At 72.5% G+C, this 20,454-nt stretch carries 25 protein-coding genes; 13 read left to right on the top strand and 12 right to left on the bottom strand.

All coding sequences use genetic code 11. The features are described from left to right. Positions 1–23: 23 nt before the first annotated feature. Complete coding sequence (locus tag LHJ74_RS03945) at positions 24–827, bottom strand: alpha/beta fold hydrolase (protein WP_260216079.1); 804 nt, start codon at positions 825–827, stop codon at positions 24–26. Between the two features lie 187 nt (positions 828–1,014). Between LHJ74_RS03945 and LHJ74_RS03940 the strand changes: the two genes are divergently transcribed. Further along, complete coding sequence (locus LHJ74_RS03940; protein WP_260216078.1) at positions 1,015–1,755, top strand: DUF6881 domain-containing protein; 741 nt, start codon at positions 1,015–1,017, stop codon at positions 1,753–1,755. Here the strand turns inward: LHJ74_RS03940 and LHJ74_RS03935 are convergent. Beyond that, positions 1,723–2,706 carry a helix-turn-helix transcriptional regulator gene (locus LHJ74_RS03935; RefSeq protein ID WP_260216077.1) on the bottom strand — a complete coding sequence of 328 codons (984 nt, stop codon included), beginning with the start codon at positions 2,704–2,706 and terminating at the stop codon, positions 1,723–1,725. The genes LHJ74_RS03940 and LHJ74_RS03935 overlap by 33 nt on opposite strands. Positions 2,707–2,865: 159 nt before the next feature. Between LHJ74_RS03935 and LHJ74_RS03930 the strand changes: the two genes are divergently transcribed. After that, complete coding sequence (locus LHJ74_RS03930; protein WP_260216076.1) at positions 2,866–3,156, top strand: putative quinol monooxygenase; 291 nt, start codon at positions 2,866–2,868, stop codon at positions 3,154–3,156. An 83-nt stretch (positions 3,157–3,239) separates the two neighbouring features. On the opposite strand, the gene LHJ74_RS03925 is transcribed toward LHJ74_RS03930, so the two are convergent. After that, positions 3,240–3,824, bottom strand: a complete 585-nt coding sequence (locus LHJ74_RS03925; RefSeq protein WP_260216075.1) for a helix-turn-helix domain-containing protein — start codon at positions 3,822–3,824, stop codon at positions 3,240–3,242. A 75-nt stretch (positions 3,825–3,899) separates the two neighbouring features. On the opposite strand from LHJ74_RS03925, the gene LHJ74_RS03920 reads away from it, so the two are divergent. Both LHJ74_RS03920 and LHJ74_RS03915 read left to right on the top strand, forming a co-directional pair. After that, entirely contained in the window at positions 3,900–4,682 is a 783-nt protein-coding gene (locus LHJ74_RS03920) for an AzlC family ABC transporter permease (protein WP_260216074.1), read from the top strand. After that, positions 4,679–5,005, top strand: a complete 327-nt coding sequence (locus tag LHJ74_RS03915) for a branched-chain amino acid transport AzlD family protein (RefSeq protein WP_260216073.1) — start codon at positions 4,679–4,681, stop codon at positions 5,003–5,005. Before LHJ74_RS03920 ends, LHJ74_RS03915 begins: the two co-directional genes overlap by 4 nt. 232 nt (positions 5,006–5,237) lie before the next feature. Here LHJ74_RS03915 and LHJ74_RS03905 read toward each other — a convergent pair whose 3' ends face one another. Together LHJ74_RS03905 and LHJ74_RS03900 are read right to left on the bottom strand one after the other, a co-directional pair. After that, positions 5,238–6,134 carry a hypothetical protein gene (locus LHJ74_RS03905; RefSeq protein ID WP_260216072.1) on the bottom strand — a complete coding sequence of 299 codons (897 nt, stop codon included), beginning with the start codon at positions 6,132–6,134 and terminating at the stop codon, positions 5,238–5,240. Positions 6,135–6,251: 117 nt separating this feature from the next. Further along, positions 6,252–7,049 carry a hypothetical protein gene (locus LHJ74_RS03900; RefSeq protein WP_260216071.1) on the bottom strand — a complete coding sequence of 266 codons (798 nt, stop codon included), beginning with the start codon at positions 7,047–7,049 and terminating at the stop codon, positions 6,252–6,254. Between the two features lie 187 nt (positions 7,050–7,236). Here LHJ74_RS03900 and LHJ74_RS03895 point away from each other — a divergent pair, with 187 nt between their 5' ends. Together LHJ74_RS03895 and LHJ74_RS03890 are read left to right on the top strand one after the other, a co-directional pair. Beyond that, positions 7,237–7,905: an HD domain-containing protein gene (locus LHJ74_RS03895; protein ID WP_260216070.1), complete on the top strand. Its 669-nt coding sequence runs from the start codon at positions 7,237–7,239 to the stop codon at positions 7,903–7,905. A 31-nt stretch (positions 7,906–7,936) separates the two neighbouring features. Next, positions 7,937–8,428 (top strand): GNAT family N-acetyltransferase, encoded by a 492-nt coding sequence (locus LHJ74_RS03890; RefSeq protein ID WP_260216069.1) that lies wholly within the window; start codon positions 7,937–7,939, stop codon positions 8,426–8,428. Here LHJ74_RS03890 and LHJ74_RS03885 read toward each other — a convergent pair. Beyond that, complete coding sequence (locus LHJ74_RS03885; RefSeq protein ID WP_260216068.1) at positions 8,404–9,321, bottom strand: NAD(P)-dependent oxidoreductase; 918 nt, start codon at positions 9,319–9,321, stop codon at positions 8,404–8,406. The two genes, LHJ74_RS03890 and LHJ74_RS03885, sit on opposite strands and share 25 nt — an antisense overlap. A gap of 156 nt (positions 9,322–9,477) precedes the next feature. Between LHJ74_RS03885 and LHJ74_RS03880 the strand changes: the two genes are divergently transcribed. Continuing rightward, positions 9,478–9,831, top strand: coding sequence for a winged helix-turn-helix transcriptional regulator (locus LHJ74_RS03880; RefSeq protein WP_311203247.1), 354 nt, complete (start codon positions 9,478–9,480; stop codon positions 9,829–9,831). A 30-nt stretch (positions 9,832–9,861) separates the two neighbouring features. Here the strand turns inward: LHJ74_RS03880 and LHJ74_RS03875 are convergent, their stop codons facing one another. Further along, on the bottom strand, positions 9,862–10,656 hold the full coding sequence (locus tag LHJ74_RS03875) for a DUF4097 family beta strand repeat-containing protein (RefSeq protein WP_260216067.1): 795 nt from the start codon (positions 10,654–10,656) through the stop codon (positions 9,862–9,864). Positions 10,657–10,824: 168 nt separating this feature from the next. Between LHJ74_RS03875 and LHJ74_RS03870 the strand changes: the two genes are divergently transcribed. After that, positions 10,825–11,883: a methyltransferase gene (locus LHJ74_RS03870; RefSeq protein WP_311203246.1), complete on the top strand. Its 1,059-nt coding sequence runs from the start codon at positions 10,825–10,827 to the stop codon at positions 11,881–11,883. Between the two features lie 28 nt (positions 11,884–11,911). Here LHJ74_RS03870 and LHJ74_RS03865 read toward each other — a convergent pair whose 3' ends face one another. The 4 genes from LHJ74_RS03865 to LHJ74_RS03850 all read right to left on the bottom strand — a co-directional run bounded on the left by LHJ74_RS03865 (position 11,912) and on the right by LHJ74_RS03850 (position 15,112). Then, on the bottom strand, positions 11,912–12,295 hold the full coding sequence (locus LHJ74_RS03865) for a tautomerase family protein (protein WP_260216066.1): 384 nt from the start codon (positions 12,293–12,295) through the stop codon (positions 11,912–11,914). 68 nt (positions 12,296–12,363) lie between these two features. Beyond that, on the bottom strand, positions 12,364–13,029 hold the full coding sequence (gene dhaL / locus LHJ74_RS03860; protein ID WP_260216065.1) for a dihydroxyacetone kinase subunit DhaL: 666 nt from the start codon (positions 13,027–13,029) through the stop codon (positions 12,364–12,366). A gap of 60 nt (positions 13,030–13,089) precedes the next feature. Beyond that, a complete protein-coding gene (dhaK, locus tag LHJ74_RS03855; RefSeq protein ID WP_260216064.1) occupies positions 13,090–14,088 on the bottom strand; it encodes a dihydroxyacetone kinase subunit DhaK in 999 nt (332 codons plus the stop codon). A gap of 178 nt (positions 14,089–14,266) precedes the next feature. Next, positions 14,267–15,112, bottom strand: a complete 846-nt coding sequence (locus tag LHJ74_RS03850; protein ID WP_260216063.1) for an IclR family transcriptional regulator — start codon at positions 15,110–15,112, stop codon at positions 14,267–14,269. A gap of 85 nt (positions 15,113–15,197) precedes the next feature. On the opposite strand from LHJ74_RS03850, the gene dhaM reads away from it, so the two are divergent. Together dhaM and LHJ74_RS03840 are read left to right on the top strand one after the other, a co-directional pair. After that, positions 15,198–15,590 carry a dihydroxyacetone kinase phosphoryl donor subunit DhaM gene (dhaM, locus tag LHJ74_RS03845; RefSeq protein WP_260216062.1) on the top strand — a complete coding sequence of 131 codons (393 nt, stop codon included), beginning with the start codon at positions 15,198–15,200 and terminating at the stop codon, positions 15,588–15,590. After that, the gene (locus tag LHJ74_RS03840; RefSeq protein ID WP_260216061.1) at positions 15,574–15,891 is read left to right on the top strand and encodes an HPr family phosphocarrier protein; all 318 of its coding nucleotides are present in this window, start codon (positions 15,574–15,576) and stop codon (positions 15,889–15,891) included. Before dhaM ends, LHJ74_RS03840 begins: the two co-directional genes overlap by 17 nt. A 51-nt stretch (positions 15,892–15,942) precedes the next feature. Here the strand turns inward: LHJ74_RS03840 and LHJ74_RS03835 are convergent, their stop codons facing one another. After that, complete coding sequence (locus LHJ74_RS03835) at positions 15,943–16,455, bottom strand: Lrp/AsnC family transcriptional regulator (RefSeq protein ID WP_260216060.1); 513 nt, start codon at positions 16,453–16,455, stop codon at positions 15,943–15,945. Positions 16,456–16,661: 206 nt separating this feature from the next. On the opposite strand from LHJ74_RS03835, the gene pdhA reads away from it, so the two are divergent. Genes pdhA through LHJ74_RS03820 form a run of 3 tightly spaced genes read left to right on the top strand, consistent with a single transcriptional unit; the run spans position 16,662 to position 20,454 of the window. Next, positions 16,662–17,885, top strand: a complete 1,224-nt coding sequence (gene pdhA / locus LHJ74_RS03830) for a pyruvate dehydrogenase (acetyl-transferring) E1 component subunit alpha (protein ID WP_260216059.1) — start codon at positions 16,662–16,664, stop codon at positions 17,883–17,885. Next, positions 17,882–18,949, top strand: a complete 1,068-nt coding sequence (locus tag LHJ74_RS03825) for an alpha-ketoacid dehydrogenase subunit beta (RefSeq protein ID WP_260216057.1) — start codon at positions 17,882–17,884, stop codon at positions 18,947–18,949. Before pdhA ends, LHJ74_RS03825 begins: the two co-directional genes overlap by 4 nt. Beyond that, on the top strand, positions 18,949–20,454 hold the full coding sequence (locus LHJ74_RS03820) for a dihydrolipoamide acetyltransferase family protein (protein WP_260216056.1): 1,506 nt from the start codon (positions 18,949–18,951) through the stop codon (positions 20,452–20,454). Before LHJ74_RS03825 ends, LHJ74_RS03820 begins: the two co-directional genes overlap by 1 nt.

Genomic DNA, 20,454 nt, shown 5'->3' with positions numbered 1-20,454 from the left:
GTCAAGCATCCACACGACAGGCCTTAGGAGCCGTGGGTGCGATCGAGGAAGGTGCGGACGGCTTGGGCGAAGGCGGTGGGGGCGTCCGCGTAGAGCCAGTGGCCGGAACGGGGGATTTCGACGAGCTCGGTGTGCGCGCGGTCGTCCGCCATGCGGCGGGCCGTGCCGGGGGTGAGGAGGAAGCTGTCGGCGCCGCGCAGCAGCAGCGCGGGCTGTGAGGAGGCGGCCCAGGCGGCGGAGAAGTCGCCGGTCAGGGCCCGTTGCGAGGCCATCATCTCGTCGGTGTCGAAGAGGAGACCCCAGCCGTCGGCGAACTCGGCGGCGCTCTCCATGAAGTAGCCCGCGTCCGGGATGCCGTGCGCCTCGATGGCGGCGGCCAGTTCCTCGCGGGTGGCCGTACGGCGGGGCCAGCGGGAGACGTCGAGCACGGGATACGTCTCGGGTTCGACGTTGAGGACGGTCATGTCGGCCACGAGGAGGGCGGAGACCAGCTCGGGGTGGTGTGCGGCGAGCAGGTAGGCGATCGCGCCGCCCATGGAGTGCCCGAGGACGGCGGCTGGTGCCAGGTCGAGCGTGCGCAGCAGCTCGGCGGCGTCGCGGACGTACGCCTCGGGGGTGAAGTCGCCGCCGTGGTCGGAGAGTCCGTGGCCCCGCAGGTCGAGCGCGACGACGCGGTAGTGCCCGTCCAGCGCGGTGGCCAGCGGTGCGAAGATCCGGCTCCGGCCGAAGTGGCCGTGCAGGGCGAGTACGGGCGGGCCGGGGCCGCCGAAGTCGCGGTAGGCGAAGCGGCGGTCGCCCAGCTGGATGAAGGTTTCGACGGGCAGCATCGGGATCGGCCTTTCGGGGCGGTGTGGCGTGGGGGCGCCTCCCCCGCGCCATCGTGTCAGGCGATGAGTGGGGCGTGCCCGTCCCTTTTCCGTGGCGCAGGTGGCGCCCACGGCGGTACGGTCCGTTCGCGGTCGGGCACAGGCAGCCACGGTCAGGTACAGGCAGGCACGGTGAGGCGCGGACGGGGTGGTGGAGCCGGTGGGGGACGGGATGGCGGACGGGATGACGGACGGCGTCACGGAGAGCGTCACGGAGGATGCGTACCGGGGTCGCATGGAGGTGTTGAGGCGTGTCGGGAGGCTGGTGTCACCCGACCCGCAGGAGCGGGTGGCCGCCTGTGACGAGGTGAGGGACGCCGCCGCGTCGTTCTCCGCGCGGGACGCTCAGCTGCTCGCCATGAACGCGGCCCTCGCCGTCCTGGACGAGAAGGACGCGGAGTGCCGGGAGGGCCAACTGACCGCGCTGGTCGCGCTGGTGGAGACGAGCTGCCCGGACCCGGAGTTGCTGTGGCCCGTACGGCTGCTCGCGAAGACTCCGTGCGACGACTGGTCGCGGCGGTCCCGCCGGTATCTGGACCACCTGCTGGCGACGCTCGCCGATCCGGCGGCGGCCTCACATGAGTTGATCATGGAGTGCTGGAAGGTCCGGTGGCATCACGACTTCGAGGACGAGCCCACGGTCCTCTACAGCGAGATCGGTCCGGACGGCTACGAGGCCCGCAAGGTCGAGGAGTTCCGGGACGGGCGCCTCGCCTGGGCCGATCAGTACGGGGCGTACGGCGGGGCCGGGCTCGGTGAGATACCCGTCGGGTCCATCGAGGAGGTCAGGGCGCAGGAGGAGTTCACGGCGGATGTGATCGCGTGCGGGGAGTTCCGCCGGGTGTGGGGCCGGGCCCTACGGGAGGGCGGCCGAGGTTGGGAGGGCTGAGGCTGGGAGGGCTGAGGCTGCACTGTTCGCGGTGACCGGCAGCGATTCCTGGGCCCAGGCCGACAGGACGCGCAGGGCCGTCTCGGACGGGGAGTTCTCCTCGACCGTGTGGGCGATCAGGGCCTGGTCCGGGTCGTCCGGGAGGCGCAGGGTCTCGAAGCCGAGGTCCAGTTCGCCGACGACCGGATGCCGGTAGACGTACCGCCCGTGGGTCTTGTCCTTGAGCCGGTGCTGCGCCCAGGCCTCGCGGAACTCAGGGCTGTGCGTGCTCAGTTCGTCCAGCAGGCCGGTGGTGTGCGGGTCGTCGGGGTGACGGGTCGCGTCCAGGCGCAGGTAGGCGGCGACGTCGCTCGCCTTGCCGCGCCAGTCGGCGTACAGGCTGCGCATGCCCTCGTCCAGGAAGACCAGGCGGGCGAGGTTGCGTCCCTCCGGCGGCAGCGCGCCGAAGTCCGTGATCAGGGCGGCCGCCAGGCGGTTCCAGGCGAGGACGTCGGTGTTCCGGCCGACGATGTACGCCGGTACGTCGGCTGCGGAGTCCAGCAGCCGCCGCAGTCCCGGCCGCACCTGCTGGGGTTGCGTCTGCCGGGCCGGTGTTTGCTGCGGCGGGGCCTGCTGTGGTGCGGGCGGTGGTGGCGTGGCGGAGGGTGCGGTGGTCTCGGGCGCGGGCCAGGGGCGGGCGAGCCGGTAGAGGTGGTCCCGTTCGACCGCGTCCAGGCGCAGCGCGCGGGAAACCGCGTCCAGTACGGCTTCGGAGAAGTGCAGGGTGCGGCCCTGCTCCAGCCGCACGTAGTGGTCCACGCTCACTCCCGCCAGCTGCGCCAGTTCCTCCCGGCGCAGGCCGGGGACGCGGCGGCGGCCGCCGTAGTGCGGAAGCCCCAGTTCCTCGGGCCGCAGCCGGGCCCGCCGTGATCTGAGGAACTCACCCAGTTCGGTGCGCCGGTCCAGTGCCATAGGAGGAGTATCCACCGCACGGGCGAGCCGTGGGGGCCTCAGCCTGGTCAGGCCATGCCCAGGCAGCGGCAGCCCAGGCGTCGGCGGGCTCTGGGCCGTGGGCCGCCGGGTGGACAGGGTAGGCGGTGCCACCTGCCGCAGACGAGGAGCGCCGCCCGCATGACTCTTACCGTGATCGCCCACTGCCTGGCCGCACCGGGCCAGGAGGATCGCATCCGCACCGCCCTGGAGGCGATGATCGAACCGTCGCTGGAGGAGCCCGGCTGCCTCTCGTACCGGCCCTACGCCGATCCCAACCACCCGGCCCGCATGGCGGTCATCGAGGAGTGGACCGGTCCGGAAGCACTCGCCGAACACTTCACGACGCCGCATTTCCAGCATGTACGGGCGGTGCTGGACCGCACGCTCGCCGAACCGATGACCATACGGAGGCTGGTGACCGCGCCGTAGCGCGGGCGCAGGGGGAACGGGGGCGGGAGCGCCGTGGCGGTCGGGGATGCCACGGCGCTTCCGGGCGGCAGAACCCAACCCGCTCAGACGTGCTCGGAGACGAGGATCGCGACCGTGTGGGGCTCCAGCGCCTTGAAGAGGTGCGGGAGGTCGCCGGGGTAGGAGGTGTAGTCGCCCGGGTGGAGTTCGACGGGGTCGGTGATGAGCCCGACGAGGGCGCGGCCGGTGCTGAGGACGACGTGTTCGACGACGCCGGGCATGTGCGGTTCGGACTCGCGTGGGGTGCCGGGCTCGGCGACGACGCGGTAGAGGTCCCGGCGGGTGTTCGGCGGTGCGGTGGAGAGCACGGTGGCCAGGTAGTCGGAGCGCTCGGAGGCTAAGGCTGGGCCCTCCCCTGCGCGGATCACCTGCACCGCCGGGCGCGGCGGCTCGACCAGCCGCGCGAAGGGCACGCTGAGCGTCACGCTGAGCGCCCACAGCGTCTCGACGCTCGGGTTGCCGGAGCCGGATTCCAGCTGGGAGAGGGTCGACTTCGCGATGCCCGCGCGCCGCGCCACCTCGGCGAGTGACAGTCCGGCGCGACGGCGCTCCAGCTGGAGGGACGCGGCGATGGCGGCGAGCGGGGCACCGTTGCGGCGGGCGGGTTCTTCACCGGTCTCCGGGGCCATGGGCACCCTCCGTTCGTCATATCAGTCGGTGCGTTCGTCTTGTCGAACGCGCTTCTTTCGTTCAGTCTAGAAGGCATGCGTTCGATATGGCGAACCCTTCGCGCTCTGGATCCCGCTCTGCGAAGGAACATCACGCTCGTATGCCTGGCCGACGGTGTCGTCGCCATGTCGTACGGCGCGATCAGCGTCGGGATGGGGTTCGGCGTCTGGCTGCCCGTGCTGCTGGCCGTGCTCGTGCTGGCCGGAGCCTCCGAGATCCTCTTCATCGGGATCGTGGCGGCGGGCGGCAGCCCGGTCGCGGCCACCGTGGCGGGGCTGCTGGTCAACGCGCGGCACCTGCCGTTCGGACTGGCGGTCAGCGAAGTGGTCGGGCGCGGTTGGCGGCGGGTTCTCGGCAGCCATGTGCTCAACGACGAGTCGCTCGTCTTCGCGCTCGGCCAGCGGGACGCGGAGCGCAGCCGGGCGGCGTTCTGGGCGTGCGGCCTGGGCATCCTGATCTGCTGGCCGCTGGGTGCCCTCGCGGGCGCGCTGCTCGGCACGGTGATCGGAGACACCGACTCCTTCGGCCTGGACGCGATGTTCCCGGCGGTGCTGCTGGCCCTGGTGCTCCCCCAGCTGCGGGACGCGCGGAGCGGGGGCACGGCGCTTGCCGGGGCCGCGATCGCGCTCGTGGCCACACCCTTCCTGCCCGCCGGGCTGCCCGTACTGCTGGCGCTCCTCGCACTGATCGGACTCGTACGGCGGCCCGGCGCGGGCGTGCGGAAGGCGGGCGTGCGGGAGGAGCCAGAGGAACGGGAGGAGCGGGAGGAGCGGGAAGAGCGGGAAGAGCGGGAAGAGCCCAAGGAGGAGGCCCGATGAACGGGAGCACTGTCGTACTGGTCATCGCCGTGCTGGTCCTGGCAGCGGGGACGTTCGCGTTCCGGTTCGCCGGTCCGCTGCTGCGGGACCGGGTCAGCGTCCCGGAACGCACGGAGCAGCTGATGACGATGTCCGCCCTCGTACTCCTCGCCGCCGTCATTGCCACCACCGCGCTGTACGAGGGGCACGAGCTCGCCGGGTACGCCCGCCCGGCCGGGGTGGCCGTGGGCGGGGTACTGGCCTGGCGGCGGCTGCCGTTCATCGTCGTCGTCCTGGCAGCCGCCGCGACGACCGCGCTCCTGCGGCTGCTGGGCGTCCGGTAGCGCGGGACCCACGACGATCAGGTGACGTCGCCCGCCAGGACGCGCCCGCTCCCCCTCCCCCGCCGTCCGCGAGATCGGGGGGCCGGGCGGGATCGCGCACCACGGCGGTGACTTCATGCCCGCGCCCGCGCGCTTCCGTCACCGCCCGGCGTCCGCCCCGTCCGCCTGCTCCGGGAACCACGCTCCTGGCCATACGTCTGCCCCCTCGCCGGTGGCCGAGGAAGAGGCCGCCCTACACGCGCCCGTGGGCGCGCAGGACCGCCAGCGCGTGGACGGTGGTGTAGCCGCGCCACTCCAGCGCGGCGGCGGGGGAGCGGGCGAGGAAGTCGATGGTCCAGCCCCCGTCGTCCCCTTGACCGGCCGCCAGCTGGTCCAGCTCGGCTTCCACCGCGTCGGCGGACAGCAGCCTCCGCAGCGGGCGGCCGGGGCGCGGGGAGAAGTCCAGCAAGCGCATCGCCTCGCCCTCCGCGCCGCCTTCGACGGGCATCGTGCCGTCCGCCGGCAGGAACGCGGCGAGCCGGGCCAGTTCGCCCGGTGCCCAGGCGTAGACGTCGTGGACGGTGTCCAGGAAGTCCAGGATGAAGCGGAACGCGATGGCGTGCGGCGGTGCGGTCAGCGCGGCGATCTCCCGGCGGCAGTAGCCGCTGGACCTCGCCAGCCACGGGTGCTCCCGTACGGCCGGGTCGTGACCGGCTACGCGGTGGGCGATGGCGGCCAGTTGGGAGGTCATCTGGAGCGAGGCGGTACCGGGATCGGCCGCCGCCCAGAACGGCGCCGTTCCCGCCGCGTCGGAGCCCTCCACCGGCAGCGCGAACGGCACGCCGCCGTCCTGACGAGTGACGGTTTCCAGCCAGTCGCACAGCTCGGCCGCCTGCGGGAAGGCCGTCGGGCCGCACTCCTCCAGCGGCTCGAAGGCGTGCAGCGCGGCGACCGGCTGGCTGCCGCGAGCCCGCAGGTCCGGCTCCAGTGCCCAGCCGTAGCCGCCGTCGGGGTTGCGGTAGGCGTCCAGGGCCGCGATGACGGAGGCGGGCTCGACGCGTCCCCACAGCAGTTCGAAGCGGCGACGGTCCAGGAGTCGGGCGTGGGTGGTCATGAAGGCGGAGGCGGCTTCCCGCACGGCATCGTTCATGTGCCCAGTGTGCGAGCGGGGAGGCGGCGCGGTCTTGAAGGAAACGGCCGTGTGTCGCGCCCGTCGCGGTCCGCCCGGCCGGGCACGGCCCCCCGACCGGGGCAGGACAGCAGCTTCTCAGGCGGCGGGCACCCGCACCTCGTCCCGGATCAGGGCCACCTTCACGGCGAGCGCGGCGAGGTCGACGGCCGCCGGGTCCGCTGTGGTGGTGGCCGGGCTGCTGTCCATCACGATGCCCTGCGTGTGGCGGTCCGTCCAGGAACAGCTGGGGAGGGTCTCCGTCTTGCCCCGCGAGATTTTGACCTGCACCTCGCACACGATGTCCCCCCGGTCGCCGCTCGTGAACGTCTGCCGGGGGACGGCTATCTCGATGCCGGGGTCGTCCCCCATGTTGTCCAGAATCCCGTAGCGGGGGTAGGCGGGGTCGGTCAGTCTCGAGGTGAGCCCCTGGTAGACGAACTCGTCGGCACCGGACGACGCCGCGTAGACCCCTGCCGTGGACTCCAGCTGCCGGCCGAACTCGGTGTCCTGCGGGATGGACTGCGCCACGCTCTCGGACAAGTCCCGGGCGAGGGAGTACTCCTGGTCCAGTAACGTCTCGGGCAGCGTGAGGACGTACACCGTCTCCGGCGCCGCCGCGCTTCCCGTCTGGTCACGGCCGGGATCGCCGTCGTACGCCTGCCAGACGATCCAGGCCACCATGGTCAGCGCCAGCACCCCGACCGAGACGGCGAGCGCCGCGACCCGGCCGGAGCCGCCCGCAGGCGCCCGCCCGGCCCGGCCCGCCGGGTACGGGTCCTGGGCGTACGGGCTCTGGGCGTACGAGCCCGGCGGCGGCACGGCGGGAGCCCCGGGCGGCGGCTCCGGGTGAGGAGGCCCGTATCCGCCGGAACTCGGCGGCGGCGGTGCGGACATAGGTCCCCCTCGTCGGTCGGCGGTGCCGGTCACACAGTAGTCGGCACGCTCGAACGGCTGGTCAACGCACGAACGCACTGTACGTACTCTTCCAGTTACTACCAGGTGTCACCAGGGGGCCCGCAGCCTCCAGCGGTCGGCAGAAAACCCCGGCGCGTCGGGTACCCGCGCATGCCACGATGTCGCCATGGCTGACGATCAAACCGGACCGCTGGCGGACGTGACCCCGTTCCCGGACACCCTGGACGCAAGGCTGCGCGAACAGTTCACCTTCCTGGTGGAGGTGGACGCCTTGAAGGCGGTCCTGCGCCGTTCTCCGCTGGTCGCCGTCGAGCGGCGCGAGAACGACGCGGAGCATTCGTGGCATCTCGCCATGATGGTGCTGATCCTCGCGGAGTACTCCGATGAGCCCATCGACACCGGGCACACCGTCCAACTCGTCCTCGTCCACGATCTGGTGGAGATCTACGCGGGTGACACCCCGCTCTACGACAGTGACGCGGGGGCGGACCAGGAGGAGCGTGAAGTGGCTGCCGCCGAGCGGCTGTTCGCCCTGCTGCCCGAGGACCAGGCCCGGTGGGTGAGGGCGCTGTGGGACGAGTTCGAGGCGCGCCGCACACCCGAGGCCCGCTTCGCCAAGGCGATGGACCGGCTCCAGCCGCTGCTGCTCAACTGGATGGCGCGCGGCGGCACCTGGCGCACGCCAGGGGTCACCGCCGAGGACGTACGCGCCCGCAAGGCGGTGATCGGGGACGCCTCCACGCCGCTGTGGCGGGCGGGGCGGCAGCTCATCGACGAGGGAGAGGCACGCGGCTGGTCGCGCTCCGGTGAGACGACGGAGGGCCCGAGTGCTTAAGGGGCTGCCCCAGTGCCGCGTACGGCGGCGCGTGCCGCCTGACCTGGACGTCTGCGTCCAGGTGCTCGCCGGGATACATGAGCGGGACGGCTATCCGGTCAACTGGCCGGAGGAGCCCGCCGGCTGGCTCGACCAGTCCGCCCTGCTGGCCGCCTGGGTGGCGGAGCTGGACGGGCGGGTGGTCGGCCATGTCGGGCTGGCCCGCAGCGAGGAGGGCGATGTGGCGGCGGCCCTGTGGAGCAAGCGCGAGGGCGTCGCCGTGGAGGGCACGGCCGTGGTCAGCCGCCTGTTCGTCGCCCCCGCCGCACGGGGGCACGGCATCGGCGCGCTGCTGATGGCGCGTGCCGTACGGGAGGCGCGGGCGCTGGGCCTGCATCCGGTGCTGGACGTGGTGGCCTCCGACACCTCGGCCGCCGCCCTGTACGAGCACCTGGGCTGGGCCCTGCTGGCCACCGTCGAGCAGGAGTGGGGGCCCGCCCAGACGGTCACCGTGCGCTGCTATGCCGCCCCGGAGGACCCCTGACCGAGCGGCTGCGGCTTCCACAGCACCTCCACCAGCGCCGAGATGCTGTGCTCCCGGTGCCCTTCGGCGACGGCGCGCCGCAGCAGTTCGTGCTGGGGCTGGTGCCAGGCGATGTCGATGTCCGCCTCCTCGGCGAGTTCCGCCTCGTAGGGGATGGCGTCGTGGAAGAGGCCGACGGAGGAGGCCCCTCGGGTGTAGTCGCCGCTGTCGATCTCCTCCGCCAGGTGCGGAAGGATGGAGGCGATCATCTCCAGCCACTTGACGCTGTACCGCACCAGGCTGCTCGCGGGCAGCCCCCGCGAGGTGACCAGGGCGCTGCCCTGGAAGAAGCCGAGGAGGGCGGGCAGCAGCGTGCCGCCCACGGCCGACTCGTAGAGCGCCGCCAGGTCGGCGTCTTCCCCGAGATGGACGGTGTCGCCGCCCAGCACCCGCAGCGTCGTCTCGTGCTCGTCGAACACCGCCTTGTCGCCGCTGTAGTAGAGCAGCGTGTCCGGCTTCCCGACCGCCTGCGGGACGTTCTTCACCGCTCCGTCCAGGAAGCGGGCGCCGTGCCCGTCGGCCCAGGCGGCCATCTCGCGCGCACCGGACGGGGTTCCGCTGTTCACGGTGATCAGCGACCGCCCCGCCAGCCCGGCCGCGCCGGGTGCCAGGGCCTCGCGCGTTGCCTCGTACGTCGACAGGCAGGCGATGATCAGCGGGCTCGCGGCGATCGCGTCCTCGACCGCCTCCGCGTGGACGGCACCGCCGGCGACGAGCGGCGCGGCTTTTTCTGCGGTGCGGTTCCACACGGTCGTCGGGTGACCGGCTTCGGTGAACGCCTCGGCCAGGGCCGAGCCCATGCTGCCCAGTCCGATCAGGGTCACCGGTGTGCGGTCGGGGATTTCTTCGGCCATCTTCTGCTCCAGTCCACAGGGGTTGCCGGGCGGCGGCGCAGAAGAGCACCGGCCCCGACCATGCTGTGTCCTTCACAGACCTTTGCTCAAGTACCTACAATTTTATCGGGTACTGACATTTTTGTTCGTGAGTCTGCCGCCGACCAAGGAGCCCCGGTGAAGAAGCGGCCGTACACCTGCGGGCTGGACGCCGCCCTCGATGTCATGGGCGGCAAGTGGAAGGCGCTGATCCTCTGGGATCTCCAGGACGGGCCGTGCCGCTTCGGCGAGCTGCGGCGGTCGGTGCAGGGGATCAGCGAGCGGGTACTGATACTCCAGCTCCGCGAGTTGCAGGCGTCCGGTCTGGTGCACCGCGAGAGCTACCACGAAGTCCCGCCCAAGGTGGAGTACTCCCTGACGGACTTCGGGCGCTCGCTGATGGCCTCGCTCGTCCCGCTCGGCGAGTGGGGCGAGGCGAACATGCGGCGCATCACCGATGCCTCCCTCGAAAGGGACCGCCCGGCTCCCTGAGATCCCCTGAACCCCCTGGATGGCCGAGCGTCACGAGGCTTCGGAGGCCCGCAGGGTGATGTCCCCGTCGTGGGAGCTCGCGTCGATGGCCCGGTCACTTGCCTTGTCCCGGGGCAGCGACACCTTCACCGAGCCGTCCTTGGCGTTCGTGCTGATGTCGTACGGGGTGCGCGGCGCGGTCACGGTCGTACTGCCGTCGTGGCTCCCGGTGCGGACGGACGAGGGCGGACGGCTGAAGCCCAGGATGAGATAGCCGTCCCGGGTGTCGGCCGAGACGGACGGCGAGCGCAGGCGCTCGGCCCGTACGTTCCCGTCGGTGGTCCGGATGGTGAGCGGGGCGCGCGCGTCGCTGACATTGACGTTCCCGTCGGTCGTACGGATCGACAGCTCGGCGCGGAAGCCGTTCGCGACGACGTTTCCGTCCCGGGAACGCACCGTCACGGCCGTGTCGTCGGGCACCTCGATCCGGTGGCGGGTTTCGCAGTCCACGATGATGCCGGAGCAGGTGGTCTTCAGCCGGAGGGTGTTCCCCTCCATCGTCCAGCTGACCTTCGCCGTCCCCTTCACCTTGGACGCCTTGAACCAGCGGGTGACCTCGGCCTTCCGCTCGCTCCCGGCCTTCCCGCCCTTCCCGCCGGTGCGGACGGGGACGACCTCCACCTTGCTGTCGCCCGAGTCCACCGTCAGCCGCTTGCCGGTGAACGCGAAGCTGCGGTGCTCCGCCTTCCCGTCGCTGACCTCCTCGGTCGAGCACCCCGACAGGGCGGCGCCGGTGATCATGGTCAGGCCCAGGGCCAGCGCTCCCGCGGCTGTCGTCTTCTTCATGCCCTCAACCTAGGAAGCGGGCGGCGTCCCCGGAATCCGGCAGGCCACCGGCTCCACGGTGGGGAAAGCCCCCGCACGCCACGAGCGGGCCGGGTTGCCGGTGGGGCCGGGGAGCGACAGGCTGTCGCATCCGAGGGCAGAACCGTTGAATCAGCGAAGGGTCGTGTCGTGGACGGCGGGAACGTACGGGCTACCGAAGTGGCCGCGATGTCCGATCTGGTGACGCCGATGGCGCTGCGGGTCGCGGCCACGCTGCATCTCGCCGACCATATCGAGCAGGGGCTGACCACCGCGCCCGCACTTGCCGAAGAGGTGGGCGCCGACCCGAGCGCGCTGGCCCGGCTCATGGAGCACCTGGTCACCGCCGGGGTGCTCACCCGTGAGGGCGAAGAGGATGAGGGGGGCTGCGAGGACGCCGAGCGTGTCGTGGCGTACGAGCTGACGCCGCGCGGCGAGGCGCTGTGCGACGACCACCCGTCCGCACTCCGGGCACAGTTGGACCTGGAGACGGCCATCGGCCACGCCGAACTCTGCTTCGTCCAGCTGCTGCACAGCGTACGGACGGGCGAGGGCGCGTACGCGGTGCAGTTCGGCCTCCCCTTCTGGGACGACCTGCGGGCCGACCCGGACCGTACCGCCTCCTACGACGCGCAGATGGGCCTCGACGCCGCCGAGTGGGCGCTTACCGTCGTCCCGGCCTACGACTGGGGGTCACTGGGCCATGTGACGGACGTCGGCGGCGGAAACGGCACGCTGCTCGCGGCGCTGCTCACCGCCTGCCCGACGCTGCACGGCACCGTCCTTGAGCAGCCCGCCACGGCCGCCGCAGCACGCGAGACCCTGCGGGCCGCCGGGCTGGCGGACCGGGGCGACGCGGTGGCGGGCAGCTTCTTCGACCCGCTGACGACTACGGGCTCCGGCGGCTATCTCCTGTCGGCGATCCTGCACGACTGGGATGACCGTGCGGCGGTCACCATCCTGCGCCGCTGCGCGGAAGCGGCGCGTACGGGCGGCGGCTCGGTGTTCGTCATCGAGAAGACGGGCGCGGGCGGCGAATCCCCCAGCACGGCGATGGATCTGCGGATGCTCGCCTACTTCGGCGGCCGGGAACGGGGCGTCTCCGCGCTCACCGCGCTCGCCGCGCAGGCCGGGCTCCGGGTGGCCGCCGTACATCCGGCGGGGCCGCTCTCGATCATCGAGATGCCGGTCGCCGACCCGGACGCCTGACATACGCTCCGGGGCGCGCCGCCTTGGGTCACGGCCGCCAGCTCTCCGCCCTGCCCCAGTGGTTGTGGGCCACGACCTCGACCGCGATGTGCACCGGGGCGTCCGTCGCGCCGAGATGCGCCATGACCTGCTCGACCACGGTCTGAGCCAGCCGGTTGCGCTGCGGTTCCGAGACCACGACGCCCGTGGCGATCTCCACCTGGACGACCGCGCAGTCCGTGCGGTCCCCGACCACCACCGGTTCGTCGATCCGCTGGAAGCGGGTGACGGTCTCCTCCGCCCGCACCCTCTTGACGGTCGCGAGGGCGGGGTGCAGCGCGAGCGCTAAGCGCTGCCGGTCGAACACTTCGGCCAGTACGTCGGAGTAGGCGACGGTGACCCGGTTCATCGGAGATTCGTTCGTGCGCGTCATCGGTGCAGGCTAGCGCTTCGCCGCAGGCCCGAGTGGGGCCACCGGACCACCCCCCGGTGGCCCGGTGGTTACCGGACGGCTGCTGTGACGTCCGCGAGGGCGCGGAAGATCAGGGCCGTGGAGGTGGCGCCGGGGTCCTGGTGGCCGACGCTGCGTGTGCCCAGGTAGGAGGCGCGGCCCTTGCGGGCCTGGAGCGGGGTGGTGGCCCGCATACCCTCCTCCGCCGCCTCGGCGGCGGCGCGGGCGGCCGCGGCGAAGTCGCCGGCCTTCCCGCCGTCCCCCGCACCCTCGGCGGCCTGCTGGAACGCCTCCAGCGCGGGAACGTACGCGTCGACCATCGTCTTGTCGCCGACCGCCGCCGCCCCCAGCCGCTGGAGGCTCTCCAGCCCGGCGGAGAGCGCGTCGGCGAACCGCCGGGCGTCGGCCGCGGGCTCGCTACCGGCTCCGGCTCCGGCCAGGGTCTTGCCGATGGCGCGGAAGACACTGCCGTAGAGCGGGCCGGAGGCGCCGCCGACGCTGGAGATCAGCGTGCTGCCCGTCTTGACCAGTACGTCGCCCGGTCCGGCCGGCTCCTGCTCGGCGAGCGCTGCCGTGGCGGCGACGAAGCCGCGCTGCATGTTCGCTCCGTGATCGGCGTCGCCGATGGCGGAATCGAGCTGGGTGAGCTGGTCCTTCTGGGCGTCGACGGCCGCGGCGATGGCCTGCACCCAGGTGCGGGCGAGGGCGATGTCCACCGGATCTCCTTCATGTGGCGGGGTGTCTTGCGGGGGTGCGGGACGGGTTGCGTACGGGGGTCAGCCGCCCCAGTGCAGGGCGGGCGTGTCCACGGGGGCGTCCCACAAGGCCAGCATGGCCGCATCGGCCCTGCAAAGGGTGAGCGAAACCCCGGCCATGTCGAGGCTGGTGACGTAGTTGCCGACAAGACGCCGGGCGATCCGGATGCCGCGGTCCGCCAGCGCGGTGGCCACCTCGTTGTAGACGACGTACAGCTCCAGCAGCGGGGTGCCGCCCAGACCGTTGACGAGCACGATCGTCTCGTCGTCGGCGGAGAGCGGCTGGTCGGTGAGGATCGCGTCCAGCGCGTCCGCGACGATCTCCTTGGCAGGACGGATGCGCTCGCGGCGGCGCCCCGGCTCGCCGTGGATGCCGACGCCGACCTCGATCTCGTCCTCGGGCAGCTCGAAGCCGGGCCGTCCGGCCGCCGGGGTGGTGCAGGAGGTCAGCGCGACGGCGAAGGAGCGCGAGGCGGAGTTCACCTCACGGGCGGTCTTCGCGACCGTGGCGAGGTCCGCGCCCTGCTCGGCCAGCGCTCCCGCGATCTTCTCGACGAAGAGGGTGGCGCCGGTGCCCCGCCGGCCCGCCGTGTGGGTGGAGTCCTCGACGGCGACGTCGTCGTTGACGAGGACGGTCTCCACGGTGATGCCCTCGTCCTCGGCCAGCTCGGCGGCCACCTGGAAGTTGAGGACGTCACCGGTGTAGTTCTTCACCACCAGCAGCACGCCGGCGCCGGTGTCGGCGGCGCGGGCGGCGGCAAGCACCTGATCCGGCACCGGTGAGGTGAACACCTCGCCGGGACAGGCGGCGTCCAGCATGCCGAGCCCGACGAAGCCGCCGTGCAGCGGCTCGTGCCCCGATCCCCCGCCGGAGATCACGGCGACCTTGCCGGGGGACTTGCCGCTGCTACGGGTGATCACCCGCGCCCCCGCGTTGACGCGCAGGCCGGGATGGGCGGCAGCCATACCGGCGAGCGCGTCCTCCAGGAGAGTCTCGGGCGAGTTGATGAGCTTCTTCACGAACCGGCTCCCTGGGAGACGACGGACCTGCGAACACGGACTGCGAACAACGAACATCCCGACATCAGCCAACTATTCGTTCGCCATGAATGAACGTTGTTCGGAAGTTAAGTGGATGTTTCGTGACTGTCAAGAGGTGCGCTGCTTCCGTGGTCGCGGCGGGCCGCCCGACGGACCCTCAGGGCCCGTCGCGCCGTACGGGCACGGGTGTGCCACGCGGGGCACCCAGGTCACGGGAGAGGCTGCGCGCGGTCTCCCGTACGGCGACCGCCAGCTCCTGCCGCACCGCACCACCGCCGTTGCCCGCACCACCGCCGTTGCCCGTGCCCGCGATGTCACCCGTGCCCGGCGCGGCGAGCAGGCGTTCCACCGGGCCCACGATGCCGATCGCGCCCGCCACCGCTCCGGAGCGGTCGAAGACCGGCGCCGCGATCCCCGCGTCACCGAGCGCCGACTCCTGCTCCTCCACCGCGTAACCCGTCCCCGCCACCCGCTCCAACTGCTCCGCGAGCGCCGCCGGGTCGGTGATGCTCGCGCCGGTGAGCACGGCGAGCTGTCCGCCCAGCAGACGCGTCCGGTCCTCCTCCGGGGCGAACGCCACGACCGCCTTGCCCAGGGCGCAGGTGCTCCACGGGATGCTCGCCCCCACCTCGAGGATCTGCACCGCGCCCTCGGGGCGGAAGGCGTGGTGCACGACGAGGATCTGCTCTCCGTTCAGGACCGCCACCCACACCGCTTCGCCCGTCCGGGTCGCGAGCAGGTCCGCCCAGGTCACCGAGCGGGTGCGCAGCTCCTGGGTGTCCAGGTAGGCGTTGCCCAGCTGCACCAGGTCGGGCCCGAGCTGGTATTTGCTGCTCTCCCGGTCCTGCACCACCAGACCTTCGGCCTCCAGCGTGCGCAGCAGCGCGTGGGCGGTCGGCTTGGCCACGCCCATACGGTCGGCCAGCTCCGTCACGCCCAGCCGGGGCCCGCTGGTCGCCAGCTCCCGGAGGATCCGCGCGGCTCGCCGCACCGCCTGCACCATGGAGACCCCTCACAATCTGCTGTGGGATTCCGGATTTGGTATTCGGTATTGCTGAACGGCGTTCCGGAATCTACTATCCCCGTTCATGACCAGTTCAGTCGGCATCGTACTCGTGTCCCACAGCGCCGATCTCGCCTTCGGCCTGCGCAGCCTGGCGGAGCAGATCGGCTCGGACACCGTCCCCCTGGCCACCGCGGGCGGTACCGAGGACGGGCGCATCGGCACCAGCTACGCCCTCGTCCTCGCGGCCATCCGGCAGGCCGACCAAGGGGCGGGGGTCGTGGTGCTCCCGGACCTCGGCAGCTCCGTGCTCACCACCCGCGCGGTCCTGGAAGACCATCCCAGCCCGGACGTGCGGATCGTCGACGCGCCCTTCGTGGAGGGGACCATCGCCGCAGTGGTCACCGCCGCCACGGGTGCCGACCTGGAGACCGTCGTCCACGCCGCCAAGGAGTCCCGCAATGTCCCCAAGCTCTGACATCCCAGCAGGTGCTGACGCCGCAGCCCCGGCCCAGGTTCCGGGGCCCAGGGAGGAAACCACCGTCGTCCTCCCCGCCCATCTGCACGCCCGACCGGCGGGCCAGCTGGCCCAGGCCGCAGGGCGTTTCACCAGCACACTCGAGCTGGTGTACGGCGACCGCACCGTCAACCCCCGCGGCGTCCTCGGCCTGATGAGCCTGGGCGCCACCTCGGGCACCAGCGTTGTCGTACGCGCCGAGGGCCCGGACGCGGCGGAGGCCGTCACCGCCCTGGCCGAGGTCCTGCACGCGGCCGAATAGACCGCCGGGCACCTCGTCCCCTCTTTCGCACCCTGCACGCCCTGCACGCCTTCATGCGTCCGGGCCGAGGTCCGTCTCCTCGAAGACCAGCAGGGTGCGGGTGCTCAGCACCTCGGGGATCGCCTGGATGCGGGTGAGGACCAGATCGCGCAGCGAACGGTTGTCGGCGGTGTGTACGAGGAGCAGGACGTCGAAGTCGGCGCCCACCAGCGCCATGTGCGCGGCGCCGGGCAGTTGCCGGAGCCGCTCCCGCACCGAGCGCCAGGAGTCCTGGACGATCTTCAGGGTGATGTAGGCGGAGGTGCCGTGCCCCGCGCGCTCCTGGTCGATCCGGGCGCTGAAGCCCCGGATCACGCCGTCCTCGATCATGCGGTTGATCCGTGCGTAGGCGTTGGCGCGGGAGACGTGTACCTCTTCGGCCACGGACCGTATCGACGCACGGCCGTCGATGCTGAGCAGGCGCAGGATCTCGCGGTCGATGGAGTCGAGGGGGCGGACCGGGGGACGGGTGTCGTCGGGGGAGGACCCCGCCGCGGGCGGGCTGGCCATTTGTTCGTCCGGCATGGGGTCAGGCTGCCCCGTCGTGGACTTCTTGCACCCGATCCCCGGGGTACTGGGCAGTTTGTCCACAGCGTGGGCCTGCGTGTAGCCAAAGTGTGCTGTCGACCGAACAATCGGTAGGGAAGCCAGCCACGCTTTCGTCTGCCCTGTGGGCGGGGCGCACTCCGTCCGCTCCGTGCCGACGACCCCGTACGGAGGAGGTGCTCACCATGACGGTCCTTGAGCAGCCCGGTGCCTACCATCTATCCCCGCCCCCCGGCTGGCGCCCGCAGCTGGACCCCGCCCCGCTGCTGCCGGACGCCGAGCCCCACCGCATGCTGGGGACCGACGCAGCCGCCGGGCTCGACCCCGCGCTGCTGACCAGGCTCTACCGCGAGCTGGTGCGCGGCCGCCGCTACAACGAGCAGGCAACCGCGCTCACCAAGCAGGGCAGACTCGCCGTCTACCCCTCCTCCACCGGCCAGGAGGCGGCCCAGGTCGCCGCCGCACTCGTCCTGGAGGAGCGCGACTGGCTCTTCCCCAGCTACCGGGACACCCTCGCCGCCGTCGCCCGCGGCCTCGACCCGGTCGAGGTGCTGTCGCTGCTGCGCGGCGACTGGCACAGCGGCTACGACCCGCGTGCCACCCGCGTCGCCCCCCTCTGCACCCCGCTCGCCACCCAGCTCCCGCACGCGGTGGGCCTGGCGCACGCCGCCCGGCTCAAGGGGGACGACGTGGTCGCGCTCGCACTGGTGGGCGACGGCGGGACGAGCGAGGGCGACTTCCACGAGGCGCTCAACTTCGCGGCCGTATGGCGGATTCCGGTCGTCTTCCTGGTGCAGAACAACGGCTTCGCGATCTCCGTCCCGCTCGCCAAGCAGAGCGCCGCGCCGTCCCTCGCGCACAAGGCCGTCGGCTACGGCATGCCGGGACGCCTGGTGGACGGCAACGACGCGGCGGCCGTGCACCAGGTGCTCCAGGAGGCGGTGCGGCGCGCACGCCGGGGCGGCGGGCCGACGCTGGTCGAGGCGGTGACCTACCGCGTCGAGGCGCACACCAACGCCGACGACGCCACCCGCTACCGCACCGACGACGAGGTGCAGGCATGGCGGGCACACGACCCGATCGCCCTGATGGAACGTGAACTGCGCTCCCGGGGACTGCTGGACGACGCGGGCGTACGGGAGGCGGCGGCGGGTGCGGAGGAGCTGGCGGCCGGACTGCGTGCACGCATGAACCAGGACCCGGAACTGCGCCCGGACGACCTCTTCGCGCAGGTGTACGCGGAGGAGACCGTGCAGCTGGCCGAGCAGCGGACCCGGCTGGCGGAGGAGCTGGCCGAGGAACTGGCGGCGGACGAGGCGGCCCGGCAGGACGGTGCTCAGCACGACGGTGATCAGCACGACGGTGCCCGGACGGAAGGCGCCCACGGCGCCGAGGGGGCCACCCGATGAGCGCCCCCGCCACCCGCGCTCCCGCCGCCGCCCGCAAGCCCGCAACCATGGCGCAGGCCCTGAACCGCGCCATGCGCGACGCGATGGCGGCCGACCCCACCGTGCACGTGCTGGGTGAGGATGTCGGCACGCTCGGCGGCGTCTTCCGCGTCACGGACGGGCTGGCCAAGGAGTTCGGCGAGGACCGCTGCACCGACACCCCGCTCGCCGAGGCCGGGATCCTGGGCGCCGCCGTGGGCATGGCGATGTACGGACTGCGGCCGGTCGTCGAGATGCAGTTCGACGCCTTCGCCTACCCCTCCTTCGAACAACTGGTCTCGCACGTCTCCCGGATGCGGAACCGTACGCACGGCGCGCTGCCCATGCCGATCACCGTGCGGGTCCCGTACGGCGGGGGCATCGGCGGCGTGGAGCACCACAGCGACTCCTCCGAGGCGTACTACATGGCGACGCCCGGCCTGCACGTCGTCACCCCCGCCACCGTCGCCGACGCGTACGGGCTGCTGCGCGCGGCCATCGCCTCCGACGACCCCGTGGTGTTCATGGAGCCCAAGCGGCTCTACTGGGGCAAGGCCGACTGGTCGCCCGACTCCCCGGAGCAGGTGCCCGGAATCGGCCGTGCGGTGGTGCGCCGGCCGGGCAGGTCCGCGACACTGATCACTTACGGGCCGTCCGTGCCGGTGTGCCTGGCGGCGGCGGAGGCGGCCCGCGAGGAGGGCTGGGAACTGGAGGTCGTCGACCTGCGGTCGCTGGTGCCGTTCGACGAGGAGACGGTGGTGTCGTCGGTGCGGCGGACAGGGCGCGCCGTGATCGTGCACGAGTCGCCGGGCTTCGGCGGGCCGGGCGGCGAGGTCGCGGCCAGGGTCAGCGAGCGCTGCTTCCACTACCTTGAGGCACCTGTGCTGCGCGTCGCGGGATTCGACATCCCGTACCCGCCGCCGATGCTGGAGCGGCACCACCTGCCAGGCGTGGAACGCGTACTGGACGCGGTGGCGCGGCTGCAGTGGGAGAGCGACTGGACGGCGGCGGCGGACGGCGGCGGGACGGAAGGCGGCGGTAACTGATGGCGGAAGTCCGCGAGTTCACGCTCCCCGATCTGGGGGAGGGCCTGACAGAGGCCACGATCGTACGGTGGATGGTCGCTGTCGGTGACATGGTCGCTGTCGATCAGGCGGTCGTCGAGGTCGAGACGGCGAAGGCGCTGGTGGATGTGCCGTGTCCGCATGCCGGTGTCGTCACCGCGCGCTACGGCGAGGAGGGCGACGAGATCCCCGTCGGCGCGGCGCTGGTGGCGGTGGCTGTGGGCGCCCCGGCGGAGGCCGGGGGAGCGGGCGCGCCTGAGTCTGCCCCCGTGTCTGGTCCAGAGCCGGCGCCCGGCCCTGCGCCTGCCCCGTCCCCGCCCCCCGCTTCCTCCTCAGCTCCGCCCCCCGAACAGTCCGGGGACGACGGTTCCGGCAATGTGCTCGTCGGCTACGGCACCCGCGCCCCCTCGGCGCGGCGGCGACGGCCGGTGCGCGGCGCCACCACGGGCGCGCGGGCGGACGCGGCGGCGGCCCGTACGCCGTCGCGCGCCGTCGGCGGCGAGGCCACGGGCGGAGCCGCCCCCCACGAGGACCGGAACGGCGCCGGAAACCAGCCCGTCGCCTGCATCTCGCCCCTCGTGCGCCGGGTGGCGCGCGAGCACGGCATCGACCTGAGCACCGTCTCCGGCTCCGGCCCCGACGGCCTGGTGCTGCGGGCTGACGTGGAGCGCGCGGTGCGGGAGGTACGGGCCGAGCGCACCGGCGCGGCAGCCACCACCGCCCCCGCGACACCCGCACCACCCACCGCCGGCCGCGCCGCGGCCACTTCCGAGACCCAGGGCACCCGCATACCGTTGCGCGGCCTGCGTGGTGCGGTGGCCGACAAGCTGTCGCGCAGCCACCGGGAAATCCCCGACGCCACCTGCTGGGTCGACGCCGACGCCACCGAACTGCTGGCCGCGCGCCGCGCGATGAACGCGCCACCGGGCGCCGCCAGTGCCGCCGACCGGCCCAGAATCTCCCTGCTCGCGCTGCTGGCCCGGATCTGCACGGACGGGCTCGCGCGCTTCCCCGACCTGAACTCCACCGTCGACACCGAGGCCCGGGAAATCGTGCGGTTCGACGCGGTGCATCTGGGCTTCGCGGCGCAGACGGAGCGCGGGCTCGTCGTCCCCGTCGTCCGCGATGCCCACACCCGCAGCGCCGAACAGCTCTCCGCCGAGATCGCCCGGCTCACCGAATCCGTCCGTGGCGGCGCGCTCTCCCCCTCCGAGATCACCGGCGGCACCTTCACCCTCAACAACTACGGCGTCTTCGGTGTCGACGGCTCCACGCCGATCATCAACCATCCCGAGGCGGCGATGCTCGGCGTCGGCCGGATCGTCGAACGGCCGTGGGCGGTGGGCGGCGAACTGGCCGTGCGCAGCGTCGTCCAGCTGTCCCTGACCTTCGACCACCGGGTGTGCGACGGAGGTACGGCGGGCGGGTTCCTCCGCCACGTCGCGGACTGCGTGGAACAACCGGCGGTGCTGCTCCGTACGCTCTGA

Source organism: Streptomyces gossypii (genome assembly GCF_025165795.1).
Taxonomy (GTDB): domain Bacteria; phylum Actinomycetota; class Actinomycetes; order Streptomycetales; family Streptomycetaceae; genus Streptomyces; species Streptomyces gossypii.
The sequence above is the reverse complement of the archived record's forward strand: the minus strand, read 5'-3'. Positions and strand labels throughout refer to the sequence as shown.